This window comes from Mycobacterium sp. NGS39 (genome assembly GCF_059812765.1).
Genome location: NZ_JCALDH010000003.1, coordinates 289,473 through 302,036, shown reverse-complemented (window position 1 = coordinate 302,036; position 12,564 = coordinate 289,473). Strand labels below are relative to the sequence as shown.

Annotated in this window: 11 protein-coding genes; 1 reads left to right on the top strand and 10 read right to left on the bottom strand. The window is 69.0% G+C overall.

Annotation, left to right across the window (positions count from 1 at the left end; genetic code table 11):
- The first annotated feature begins 7 nt into the window (after positions 1-7).
- On the top strand, positions 8-1,768 hold the full coding sequence (gene ngg / locus AC5Y39_RS06150) for an N-acetylglutaminylglutamine synthetase (RefSeq protein ID WP_500016359.1): 1,761 nt from the start codon (positions 8-10) through the stop codon (positions 1,766-1,768).
- 3 nt (positions 1,769-1,771) lie between these two features.
- On the opposite strand, the gene AC5Y39_RS06145 is transcribed toward ngg, so the two are convergent.
- From AC5Y39_RS06145 to dxr, 10 genes are all read right to left on the bottom strand, one after another.
- The gene (locus AC5Y39_RS06145) at positions 1,772-2,323 is read right to left on the bottom strand and encodes an alpha/beta fold hydrolase (RefSeq protein ID WP_500016486.1); all 552 of its coding nucleotides are present in this window, start codon (positions 2,321-2,323) and stop codon (positions 1,772-1,774) included.
- Between the two features lie 83 nt (positions 2,324-2,406).
- The gene (locus AC5Y39_RS06140) at positions 2,407-3,084 is read right to left on the bottom strand and encodes a hypothetical protein (protein WP_500016358.1); all 678 of its coding nucleotides are present in this window, start codon (positions 3,082-3,084) and stop codon (positions 2,407-2,409) included.
- The gene (locus AC5Y39_RS06135; RefSeq protein WP_500016357.1) at positions 3,063-4,568 is read right to left on the bottom strand and encodes a cobyric acid synthase; all 1,506 of its coding nucleotides are present in this window, start codon (positions 4,566-4,568) and stop codon (positions 3,063-3,065) included. The genes AC5Y39_RS06140 and AC5Y39_RS06135 overlap by 22 nt, the downstream gene beginning before the upstream one ends.
- A 10-nt stretch (positions 4,569-4,578) precedes the next feature.
- Positions 4,579-5,439, bottom strand: a complete 861-nt coding sequence (map, locus tag AC5Y39_RS06130) for a type I methionyl aminopeptidase (protein WP_500016356.1) — start codon at positions 5,437-5,439, stop codon at positions 4,579-4,581.
- Between the two features lie 10 nt (positions 5,440-5,449).
- Complete coding sequence (locus AC5Y39_RS06125; RefSeq protein WP_500016355.1) at positions 5,450-6,046, bottom strand: DUF1707 SHOCT-like domain-containing protein; 597 nt, start codon at positions 6,044-6,046, stop codon at positions 5,450-5,452.
- A gap of 48 nt (positions 6,047-6,094) precedes the next feature.
- Positions 6,095-7,894, bottom strand: coding sequence for a penicillin-binding transpeptidase domain-containing protein (locus AC5Y39_RS06120; protein WP_500016354.1), 1,800 nt, complete (start codon positions 7,892-7,894; stop codon positions 6,095-6,097).
- A gap of 112 nt (positions 7,895-8,006) precedes the next feature.
- Entirely contained in the window at positions 8,007-8,861 is an 855-nt protein-coding gene (locus AC5Y39_RS06115) for a GNAT family N-acetyltransferase (protein WP_500016353.1), read from the bottom strand.
- 41 nt (positions 8,862-8,902) lie between these two features.
- Entirely contained in the window at positions 8,903-10,060 is a 1,158-nt protein-coding gene (ispG, locus tag AC5Y39_RS06110) for a flavodoxin-dependent (E)-4-hydroxy-3-methylbut-2-enyl-diphosphate synthase (RefSeq protein ID WP_499910248.1), read from the bottom strand.
- A 17-nt stretch (positions 10,061-10,077) separates the two neighbouring features.
- On the bottom strand, positions 10,078-11,289 hold the full coding sequence (locus tag AC5Y39_RS06105) for a M50 family metallopeptidase (RefSeq protein ID WP_500016352.1): 1,212 nt from the start codon (positions 11,287-11,289) through the stop codon (positions 10,078-10,080).
- The gene (gene dxr, locus AC5Y39_RS06100; protein WP_500016485.1) at positions 11,286-12,485 is read right to left on the bottom strand and encodes a 1-deoxy-D-xylulose-5-phosphate reductoisomerase; all 1,200 of its coding nucleotides are present in this window, start codon (positions 12,483-12,485) and stop codon (positions 11,286-11,288) included. Before dxr ends, AC5Y39_RS06105 begins: the two co-directional genes overlap by 4 nt.
- Positions 12,486-12,564 lie beyond the last annotated feature (79 nt).

The window sequence follows — 12,564 nt, the reverse complement described above, 5'->3', positions numbered from 1 at the left end:
CAGTCAGGTGGCCGCAGGTGACGAGTACCCCGAGGCCATCACGCTCGGGTTGCACGACGTGCCGCCAGCACACCTGGTGGACGCGATGCCCAACAACGTGGTGCTGGATCTGGGCTGGGGCCGGCTGGTGTTCGGGCAGACATTCTCCGATCCCGACGAACTCGCCGAGGTGCTGCGCCGCGAAGGCCCCGGTCGCCGCGACATCTGCATGTACGCCCGCGAAGCGCACGTCGTCGTCGCCCGCAGTCCGCACGAGCTGTTCATCGACCCCAGCCACACCTACCGGTTGCGGTTCACCGACGAGTCGCTGGATTGGACGCCCACCGGAATCACGGTGCGGCCCTTGGATTCTCGCGACGACGCCGACGAGATGAACCGGGTGTACGTTCGCTGCGGGATGGTGCCGGCCCGGGTGGACGTCATCTGGGACAACCACCTCAACTGTGAGGCGGTCACCTATCTTCTCGCCGTGCGCGACAACGACGGCGCGATCGTCGGCACCGTCACCGGTGTGGACCATTGGCTGCTTTTCGACGATCCCGAGCACGGCACCAGCCTGTGGACGCTTGCCGTCGACCCGGCCGCCGGGCTGCCCGGCGTCGGCGAGGCGCTCACCCGCGCGCTCGCCGAGCACTACCGCCGGCTGGGCCGCTCCTACATGGACCTGTCGGTGGTGCACGACAACCACGCCGCGATCGCGCTCTACGAGAAGCTCGGCTTTCACCGTGTGCCGGTGCTGTGCATCAAGCGCAAGAACGCGATCAACGAGCCGTTGTTCACCGCGATCACGCCCGAGACCGTCGACGACCTGAACCCGTACGCTCGCATCATCGCCGACGAAGCCCTGCGTCGGGGCATCCAGGTGGAAGTGCTCGACGCCGAGACCGGCGAGCTACGCCTCACCCACGGCGGCCGCAGCGTCGTCACCCGCGAATCGCTGTCGGAGTTCACCTCCGCGGTCGCGATGAGCCGCTGCGACGACAAGCGCCGCACCCGCCGGATCGCCGTGGAGGCCGGCATCACGGTGTCACGCGGGCGTCTGGCCACATTCGACGAACAGGACCACAAGTTCTACGACGAGGTCGGCGACGTCGTCGTCAAACCCACCCGCGGCGAGCAGGGCAAGGGCATCACGGTCGGTGTCGACGGTCACGACGAACTCGACGCGGCACTGGCACGAGCGCACGAGCACTGTCCTGAGGTGCTGATCGAGCAGCGCGCCCGCGGCGAAGATCTGCGCCTGGTCGTGATCGACGGCAAGGTCGTCGCCGCGGCGATCCGCAAGCCTGCGGAGATCATCGGCACCGGGCGGCACAGCGTGCGTGACCTCATCGAAGCCGAGAGCCGGCGCCGGTCCGCCGCGACCGGCGGAGAGTCGCGCATCCCGCTCGACGCGGTGACCGAAGGCACGGTCCGCGACGCGGGCTGGTCCTACGACGACGTGCTGCCGGAAGGCACCCGGCTGCGGGTGCGCCGGACCGCCAACCTGCACCAGGGCGGCACCATCCACGACGTCACCGCCAAGGTCAGTCCCGAGTTGTGCCGCGTGGCGGTGAAGATGGCCGAGGCCATCGGCATCCCCGTGACCGGCATCGACCTGCTGGTGCCCGACGTGAGCGGCGAGGAGTACGTGTTCATCGAGGCCAACGAACGCCCGGGGCTGGCCAACCACGAGCCACAGCCGACCGCCGCGGCATTCATCGACTTCCTGTTCCCCGGGCACCCCCGGCTGCCGCAGGCCTGGACTCCGGAAGCGCCGCAGCCCTGACGGTCACCAGGTGCTGGTGCGCAACACGATCTCGGCGGCCAGCTGCGCTGTCGACTGCTGCGCGTGGCGCCGCCCCAACATCTCGACGATCCGGTAGTCGCCGTAGACGTAGCGCTGGCTGGCCACCGCGACCGCCCGTGCGGCCGGCGTGCTGACCATCGCCGTGGTGTTGACCTCGACGGGCGGGCAGTGCTCGTCGCGCACCACGCCGGTCAAGTCGGGGACGCGCGGATGCCCCCGGTCGATCACGATGAGACCGGTGAACCGGTCGAGCCGGCTCGCGGCCAGCTCCCACGCGAGTTCACCGCCGACGCGATCGCCGACCAGCACCGCCCACTTCACGTCCAGCGAGTCGAGGATGCCCACCACCGATTTCGGCGTCAGCCGACGATCCGGCGCGATGACGACGGTGCGCAGCGACGCGGTGTGCAGCCGGTGGCAGACCGGGTCGTAAGCCGCGGGCGCTTGCTGCGTCCCGCCGAGCAGCGTCACGACAGGTCCTTTCTCAGGACCGGTCGCGCTGACCGTTATCGGGAATCCGTCGACGGTGAGCATCGTCGAAGGCACTTGTTGGACGCTACAGTTTTCACTGCGCCGCCGGGCCGTTTTGGCGCGTCTGACAGCAGACGGTCAGCTACTCAGGCGTCTTGCATTCGCTGGGCTTGCCGGTCGGCGATCTCGATGAACGTCTGCGGCAGAGACGCTTTCGGCGCTGACGACTGGCCGGAGCCGAGTCTCATTGTGGGAAAAGCCATTCCGAACACCGCCATCGAGCCGACGTTCTCGAACGACTCGTAGACGCTGCTGTCGAGACCGTGCAGGGCCATTGTCTGCTGGTACACCAGCTGATTCGGCCGCGACGACGCCAGCTTGGTGGTGGTGATCGGAATTGGCGGCGAGCCGCGGTCGAAATAGGTGTCGAACCGTTGGCAGCGGTCGGCCTCCGCCGCGATTGCGTCGAGGTTCATCGGCGAGGTGAGCACCGTGATCACGATGCGGGCGCCGTCGTAGATCAGGTTGTACTTCGCCGCGCTGCCGGGACCGCGTTCGGCGTGCGACGTGATCACGTCGGTGAGGCCGTTGGAGCAACCTTGCGGCCGCGAGAGCATCGGCGGCGGAGCGCCGGCATTGCCGGACTCGCCGGGCTGCTCGACGATGCGTCCGTAGCCGACACCCGGCGGGAAGTCCGCCGGAGTCAGCAACACCTTGGCGAGCTTGGCCCCCGGCCACGTCGGGGTGCCGCTGACCGTGGTGGCGCATCCGGCGACCGACACCGCCAAGGCGACGGCCGCGATCAGGGCGAGGGGCTTGGACACGCTGACAGAGTACTGGTGACGACGGGCCGCGCCGGTGGTCCGCTGGCGAGGAGTTCGCATACGGCATCGACGTCGACGTGTGCGCCGAGCAGGTCGGCGAGGATATCGAGTTGCGCGTCGCGCCGGGCGGCCACGTCGACGTCGTCAGCCACGACGAACCCGTCGCGGCCCGCGGCGGCCGCCGCCAGGGTCAGCCAGTCGCGCCGGAACGCGTCGTTGTCGAACAGCCCGTGCCAATGCGTGCCGTACACGTTGTCGCGCCGGATCCCGACGTCCGACCAGTTTTCTTCGGCGCACCTGCGCAGCTGCCCGTGGTGGATCTCGTAGCCGGCGAGCGGCGCGTGGTGGCGCAGCAGGGTCTTGTCCGGGCAGAACTGCACGTCGGCGTCCAGCAGGCCAAGCCCGGCGACGCTGCCCGCGCGGGACTCGACGCGGTCGTCGATTGTGCTGCACAGCATTTGCAGACCGCCGCAGATGCCGAGCACCGGCTTGCCGGCGTCGGCGTGGCGTCGCACGGCTTCGGCCAGACCACGCGACCGCAGCCAATCCAGGTCTGCCACCGTGGCTTTGGTGCCGGGGATCACCACGACGTCGGCGCCGGCGACCGTGGCAGGGTCGGTGCTCCACTGGACCCGCACACCGGGTTCGCAGGCCAGGGCCTCGACGTCGGTGGAGTTGGAGATGCGGGGCAGACGGATCGCGACGACCGTCAGCCACTGCGTACCGCATGGTGGCTGAGGCTTGGCGACGATCCGGTCCGCCAGGACAGAAAGCGAATCCTCGGTGTCCAGCCAGAGCTCGTCGACGTAGGGCAGCACGCCGTAGGTGGGCCGGCCCGTGAGCTTTTCGAGCTGCCGCAGTCCCGGCTCGAGCAGAGCCGGATCGCCGCGGAACTTGTTGACCACGAAGCCGGCGATCAGCTTCTGGTCGTCCGGATCCAGCACGGCGAGCGTGCCGAACAGGTGCGCGAGCAGCCCGCCGCGGTCGATGTCGCCGACCAGCAGCACCGGCAGGTTCGCGGCTCTGGCCAGCCCCATGTTCGCGAGATCCGTTGCGCGCAGGTTGATTTCGGCAGGCGAGCCGGCCCCTTCGCAAATCACCGCGTCGAACTCGTCGCGCAGCGCCTGAAGATCCTCGGCCACCACGGCAGCAAGCCGCTCGCGATGCTGGACGTAGTCGCCGGCGCTCACCGTGCCCGTCACCCGGCCACGCACCACCAGTTGCGACGACCGGTCGCCGCCGGGCTTCAACAGGATCGGGTTGAAGCGGACACTCGGCTCCAGCCCGCATGCACGGGCTTGCATGGCCTGCGCGCGGCCGATCTCGCCGCCGTCGACGGTCACCGCCGAGTTGTTGGACATGTTCTGCGCTTTGAACGGGGCGACCTTCACGCCTTTGCGGGCCAGCAGCCGGCACAGCCCGGCAACGACCATCGACTTGCCGGCATCAGAGCTGGTGCCCGCGATCAGCAACGCCCCGGTCACCGCGGCCGCGTCATTCGGCGAGCGTCAGGATCTCGGCGCCGTCGTCGGTGACCACCAGTGTGTGCTCGAACTGCGCGCTCCACTTGCGGTCCTTGGTGGCCACGGTCCAGCCGTCGTCCCAGATCTCGTAATCCAATGAGCCGAGGTTGATCATCGGCTCGATGGTGAACGTCATGCCGGGCTCGATGATCGTGGTGACCGACGGCTGGTCGTAGTGCAGCACCACCAGGCCGTTGTGGAAGGTGGTGCCGATGCCGTGTCCGGTGAAGTCGCGAACGACGTTGTAGCCGAAGCGGTTTGCGTACGACTCGATGACCCGCCCGACCACCGACAGCGACCGGCCGGGCTTGACGGCCTTGATCGCGCGCATCATCGCCTCGTGAGTGCGCTCGACCAGCAGCCGGTGCTCTTCGGAGACGTCGCCGGCCAGGAACGTCGCGTTGGTGTCACCGTGCACGCCGTTGATGTAGGCGGTCACGTCGATGTTCACGATGTCGCCGTCCTCGATCACCGTGGAATCGGGGATGCCGTGGCAGATGATCTCGTTCAGGGAGGTGCAGCACGATTTCGGAAAGCCCTTGTAGCCCAACGTCGACGGATAAGCGCCGTGGTCGACCATGTACTCGTGGGCGATGCGATCGAGCTCGTCGGTGGTGACGCCGGGCGCGACGGCCTTGCCGGCCTCGGCGAGTGCGCCCGCGGCGATGCGGCCCGCGATGCGCATGTTCTCGATCACCTCAGGGCTTTGCACCCACGGCTCGCTGCCTTCGTTCACGGTCGGTTTCCAGGCGTACTCGGGCCGCGGAATCGACGGCGGCACCGAGCGGGTGGGTGAGAGCACGCCGGAGCGCAGGGCAGCACGAACAGGCATGTCCACCAGCCTAACGATTACCGAGGCCGCGCAGCGTCGGCAGCTTCGGACGCCGCTGCCGCGGCCCACGGATGGTCAACGAGCCGAGGATCAGGCGGCCGGTGAACGCGACATGTGGCGTGCCTTCAGCCGGCGGTTCTTTGCGACGGTCGCGTGCGCTGCCGCCGTAGACCGTCACGTCGTCGATGGACGCGCTCGCGCCGTCGGGCAGCCGGATGTCGACCGAGCCGCGGACCATGTCGAGTTCGATGACGACGACCGGCCCGGCGAAGCGGGCCTTGGTCAAGTCGAGTTCGATCGAGCCGAAGCGGCGGACCAGGGCGAGCCGGGTGGGCACCACCCATTCCCCGTGGCGCCGCAGCGAGCCGGCCCAGCCGCGCAGCTCCACCCGATCGGCGGCCGACGTGACGATGGCGCCGGGCGCGGGCAGGTCGCCCACCACGCCGTCGAGCTCACCGCGGGTGCGTGCCCGTGAGACCTGTGACGAGCGCTCGTCGAACTCGTCGATGTCGATCAGCCCGAGCGCCAGCGCGTTGGCCAGCCGCCGCAGCGTGCCGTTGCGGTCGGCGTCGCTGATGCGCAGTTCCAGGGGCTGTTCACTGGTCATGACCCCTCCAAGTTACCGCGGGGTGGCCCAGCTCTCGCGGGCGCGAGATCAGGCCAGATAGTCCGGCGGCAGCTGCGAGAGCATGTACTTGACCATCCGCACCGCATACTCGGAGCTGCCGCCCCCGACGATCAGCGCCGCGAACGCCATGTCGCCGCGGTAGCCGGAGAACCACGAGTGCGAGCCACCCTGGAACTCCGCTTCCCCGGTCTTGCCGTAGACCTCCCCCGCGTCGGCGATGTCTTTGGCAGTGCCGTTGGTGACCACCAGCCGCATCATCGGTCGCAGACCGTCCAGCATCTGCGGCGTCACCTCGGTGCGCTTGCCGGTGACCCCGGTGGGCCGGCCCATGATCAGTTGGGGCACAGGGGTTTTCCCGGCGGCAACCGTGGCCGCGGCCAGTGCCATCCCGAACGGGCTGACCAGGACCTTGCCCTGCCCGAAGCCGTCCTCGGTCCGTTCAGCGAGGTTCACCGTCGGCGGCACCGATCCCGTCACGGTCGGGATGCCGGCCACGTCGTAATCCAGACCGATGCCGTACTGCGCGGCCGCGTCGCTCAATGCCCGCGGCGGCATCCGGCTGGCCAACTCGGCGAACGTGGTATTGCACGAACTGGCGAACGCCCGCGACATCGGCACCACACCCAGATCGAACTTCCCGTAGTTCGGCACCGTGCGGTGCCCGATGTCCAGCGTGCCGGGGCAGCCCAGCAGGGTGTTGGGCGTGGCCATGTCACGTTCTATGGCGGCGCCCGCGGTGATCATCTTGAACGTCGAGCCGGGCGGAAAAAGGCCCGTCGTGGCCAGCGGACCTTGGGCGTCGGCCGCGGCGTTCTGCGCGACCGCCAAGATCGCGCCCGTCGACGGCCTGATCACGACGATCATCGCCTGCTTGCCGACGTTGCCGACCGCGCGCTGAGCCGCGTTCTGGATCGAGCGGTCCAGCGTGATCGACACCGACGGGGCGGGCTTACCGGGCACCTCGCTGAGCACGCCCACGTCGACACCGTTCTGGTTGACGCTGACCACCCGCCACCCGGCTTCGCCGTCGAGCTGGGCTGTCACCGCCTTCTTCACCTGCGCGACCAATGCCGGCGCGAACCCGTCGTCGGTGGGCAACATCTCCGGTTGCGGCGTGACCACCACCCCGGGCAGCTGCCCGATCGCGGGCGAGACGCGGTTGTTGTCGTCGGGCCGCAGCGTGACCAGGTCCACCCGCTCGGTTGTCGAGCTGGCCTGCTCGGCCAGCCGCTGCGGGTCCAGCGTGTTGTCGAATGGCCGCAACGCGTCGACGACCGCCCGCGCCGTCGGCATCAGTTGCAGCCCAGCCTGTTTCGCGTCGAGCTCGTAGTGGTAGAGGTAGCCGGGCTTGAGCACGTCCGAGCCGCCGACTTCGTTGACGGACGCGCGGGTCGGCGCGTCGGCGCGCAGGGCAAGTGTCTGGTGCTCGCCGAGTTTGGGGTGCAACCCGGCAGGCGTCCACCGCACCTGCCAGCGGCCTTCCTCGCGGATCATCGAGAGCCGGCCGTCGTAGGTCCACGTCCGGTTCTTCGGCAGATGCCAGGTGTAGCGGTAGTCGACGGTGCCGGTGTCCTCGTAGAAGCTCGCGGCCAGTACCTGCGCGTCCAGGCTGGTGGCCTGCAGACCCGCCCACGCGGCATTGAGCGCCGCGCGGGCGTCGTCGGGGCGGTCGGACAGCGCGGCGGCTGCGCTGGTGTTGCCGGTGGCCAGCGCGGCGAAGAACTGCTGGGCGGCCGGGGCGGGTCCGTCAGGCCGGGGGGTGCAGCCGACGAGTGCGCCCGCTACCAGGGCGGCGATCGCCAGGACGGTTGTTACTCGTGTTGCCATTGAGGCTGATGTTACGAACTGGTCACGCGGCCGCGGCGGAGGCGCACCGACCGACAGCGATTTCGGTGCGCAAACCGGACCTCAGCGCACGTGCGCGCGCCGAAATCGCGGCTCAGTCGAGAAGCACGGTCGCGAACGTGCCGACCTCGGCGAAGCCGACATGCGCGTAGGCCGCGCGGGCAACGGTGTTGAAGTCGTTGACGTACAGGCTGGCGATCCGGCCGCTGTCGACGACAGCCGCGACCACCGCTGCCGTCCCCGCGATACCCAGGCCCCGGCCCCGGTACTCCGGATGCACCCAGACACCCTGGATCTGCCCCACGGCCGGGGATTGCGAGCCCACCTCGGCCTTGAAGATCACTTGGCCGTGCTCGAAGCGGGCCCAGGCCCGGCCCGCCGCGATCAGGCCCGCGACGCGCCTCCGGTAGCCGCGGCCGCCGTCGCCGAGCCGCGGGTCGATGCCGACCTCGCCGATGAACATGTCGATCGCCGCAACCAGATATGGCTCGAGCTCGTCGACGCGCACCCGCCGCACCCCGGCGTCGATCAGACACGACGGCCGCGTCGCCATCGCCATCAGCGGCTGATGGGCACGCACGTCGCGCGCCGGCCCCCACGCGTGCTCCAGCCGACCCCACATCGGCAGCACCAACTCCGCTCGGCCCACCACTGACGAACACCGCCGCGCCACGCCCATCGCCTTGTCGGCGAACGCGTGCAGGTCGGCCGTCGTGCCGCGCAGCGGGATCAGGTTTGCGCCTGCGTAGCAAAGGGATTCGTCGGGTCCGCGGCGCGTCCACAGTTCGCCGCCGATCGCCACCGGATCGACGCCGTACTCGGCGACCCGCGCCGCCACCATGCAGCTGCCCACCGGGTCGGCGTCCAGCACCCGCTGTACCGCTGCCCCGTCGCGCGCCACCGAGACACGCCGTTCGTCGACCAGACGAAGGATCGGTGGAGCCGACATGGGATTCTTTCTGCCGCTCTTTCCGGCCGGAAGCTACGCCATCAGCTTACGGTCACCACCGGTGAACCGCTGGCATCTGAGCCACGCTCTTCTGCGATTCGCATGGCCTCTTCGATCAGCGTCTCGACGATCTGCGATTCCGGCACGGTCTTGATCACCTCGCCCTTGACGAAGATCTGGCCCTTGCCGTTTCCGGAAGCCACGCCGAGGTCGGCTTCACGGGCCTCCCCCGGCCCGTTGACCACACAGCCCATCACCGCGACCCGCAGCGGCACGTCGAGGCCCTCGAGCCCGGCGGTGACCTCGTTGGCCAGCGTGTAGACGTCGACTTGCGCGCGGCCACACGACGGGCACGAGACGATCTCCAGCGAGCGCGGCCGCAGGTTCAGTGACTCGAGGATCTGATTGCCGACCTTGACCTCTTCGACCGGCGGCGCGGACAGCGAAACCCGGATCGTGTCGCCGATGCCGCGCGACAGCAGCGCCCCGAACGCGACCGCGGACTTGATCGTGCCCTGGAATGCCGGCCCGGCCTCCGTCACGCCGAGGTGCAGCGGGTAGTCGCACTGCGACGCGAGCAGTTCGTAGGCGGCCACCATGATGACCGGGTCGTTGTGCTTGACGCTGATCTTGATGTCGCCGAACCCGTGTTCTTCGAACAGCGACGCCTCCCACAGCGCCGACTCGACCAGCGCCTCCGGAGTGGCCTTGCCGTATTTGGCCAAGAAACGCTTGTCCAGCGAGCCGGCGTTGACGCCGATACGGATCGGGATACCGGCGTCACCGGCCGCCTTGGCAACCTCCTTGACCCTGCCGTCGAATTCCTTGATGTTGCCGGGGTTCACCCGCACCGCCGCGCAGCCGGCGTCGATCGCGGCGAAGATGTACTTCGGCTGGAAGTGGATGTCGGCGATCACCGGGATCTGGCTGTGCCGCGCGATTTCGGCCAGCGCGTCGGCGTCCTCTTGCCGCGGGCACGCCACCCGCACGATGTCGCAACCGGACGCCGTCAGCTCCGCGATCTGCTGCAGGGTGGCGTTGACGTCATGGGTCTTCGTCGTGGTCATGGACTGCACGGCGATCGGGTAGTCGCTGCCGATGCCGACATTGCCCACCATCAGCTGACGGGTTTTGCGCCGGGGCGCCAGCGTGGGAGCGGGCAGGTTCGGCATGCCGAGGCCAACGCTGCCGACGGTCATCTCTATCTCCTAGAAAGCTATTGGAACAGCCGGATCGGGTTGACCACGTCAGCGGTCACGGTCAGCAGCATGTAGCCGACCACCACGATCAGGACCACGTATGTCGCGGGCATCAACTTCAGGTAGTTGACCGGCGCCGCGGCGGCTTTGCCGCGCACCGAACGGATCATGTTGCGCACCTTCTCGAACACCGCGATCGCGATGTGGCCGCCGTCGAACGGCAACAGCGGGATCAGGTTCACCGCGCCCAGCACGAAGTTCAGCTGGGCCAGCAGGAACCAGAACATCACCCACAGGCCATGGTCGACGGTGTCGCCGCCGATGATGGAGGCACCCACCACGCTGATCGGCGTGTCCATGTCGCGCTCACCGCCGCCGATCGCGTGCAGCAGCGCACCGACCTTGGTGGGGATCGCCAGCAGCGCCTGACCGAGCCGCACCCCGAGATCGCCGGTGAACGCGAACGTCGCGGGCACCGCGGTCAGTGCGTTGTACTGCGTCGGGCCGGGTTGGGGCGCAGCCTTGATGCCGATGGCCCCGACCTGCGACGCCGTGTCGCCGACGAACCGCTGCGTGCGGGTGACGTTCACGACGGTGTCGATGCGCTGACCGCCACGTTCGACGACCACCGGCGTCGGCCCCGACAGCGGCTGGACCGCGGCGACGACGTCTTCGAAGCTGTGCACGTCCTTGTCGCCGATCTTGACGATCACGTCGCCGGCGCGGATGTCCGCGGCGGCGGCGGGGCCGGCGCCGGCGCATTGGCCGAGCTTGCCCTTCGCTATTTCGGGCTGCACACATGTGGTTTCGCCGACGACCGCGCGGGTGTCGGGGTTCAGGTTCGGCAGTCCCCACACCACTGCGATCCCGTAGACCACCACGAGCCCGACGAGGAAGTTCATCGCGGGGCCGGCGAATAACACCGCCACCCGCTTCCACGCCTTCTGCTTGTACATCGCGTAGGGCTCTTCGTCGGGCTTGAGCTCCTCGACCGACGTCATGCCCGCGATGTCGCAGAAGCCGCCGAGCGGAATGGCCTTCACGCCGTACTCCGTCGAACCCAGCTTGTTGGCTCGCCGCGTCGACCACAGCGTCGGACCGAACCCGACGAAGTACCGCCGCACCTTCATTCCCGTCGCGCGCGCGGCCCACATGTGGCCGCACTCGTGCAGCGCGACGGACACCAGGATGAAGGCTGCGAACAGCACGATGCCGATCACGAAAATCATCGGGCGGGTATGACCTCCTGCGCGAAGACGCGACGTGTCTGGGCCCGTGCCCAGTGCTGCGCGTCGAGTACGTCTTCCACGGTAGCGGGTTCGGCGGCCCACTGGTCGGCGCTGGCGAGCACGTCGGCGATGGTCCGCACGATCGCCGGGAAGCGGATCCGCCCGGCCAGGAACGCGGCGGCGGCCTCTTCGTTGGCCGCGTTGTAGACCGCGGTCAGGCAGCCACCCCGCTTGCCCGCCTCGCGGGCCAGGTCGACGGCCGGAAAAACGCTGCGGTCCAGCGGCTCGAACTCCCAGCTGCTCGCGGTCGAGAAATCGCAGGCAGAGGCCGCCCCGGGCACGCGGTCGGGCCAGCCCAGTGCCAGCGAGATCGGCAGCTTCATGTCGGGCGGGCTGGCCTGCGCGATCGTCGAACCGTCGGTGAACGTGACCATCGAATGCACGATCGACTGGGGGTGCACCACGACGTCGATGTCCTCGTAGCGCACGCCGAACAGCAGGTGCGTCTCGATGAGCTCGAGTCCCTTGTTCACCAGCGACGCCGAATTCAGCGTGTTCATCGGCCCCATCGACCAGGTGGGGTGCGCCCCGGCCTGCTCGGGCGTCACGTTCTCGAGGTCGGCCGCCGACCAGCCGCGGAACGGTCCGCCCGAGGCGGTCAGCACCAGCCTCGCCACCTCGCGCGCCTGTCCCGCCCGCAGGCATTGCGCCAGCGCTGAGTGCTCGGAGTCGACGGGCACGATCTGGCCCGGCCGGGCCGCCTTCAGCACCAGCGGGCCGCCGGCGACCAGCGACTCCTTGTTGGCCAGCGCCAGCCGTGCGCCGGACTGCAGCGCGGCCAGGGTGGGCTCCAAGCCGAGCGCACCCACCAAAGCGTTGAGAACCACGTCCGCCTCGGTATTGCGGACCAGTTCGGTGGCGGCGTCGGGCCCGCTGTAGGTGACGTCGCCGACGGCCTCGGCGGCGGCCGGGTCCGCGACGGCGACGTTGGTGACGCCGGTGGCGTGGCGCTGCTCGGCCAGCAGTTGGGCGTTGGTCCCGCCGGCCGCCAGACCGACCACCTGGAACCGGTCGGGATTGGCTGCGATCACCTCTAACGCCTGGGTGCCGATCGAGCCGGTGCTGCCCAGGATGAGCACTCGCGTCAGCTTGCTCACCTGCCTATTGTGCCCCCGGGGCGCCGCCGGCCGAGCCATGCCCACGCCGTCGGCTCCGGCCACAACGCGTCCCGAACTCGTAACACCCAACGGCGCCCCACGAGGCTCGGGCGACAGG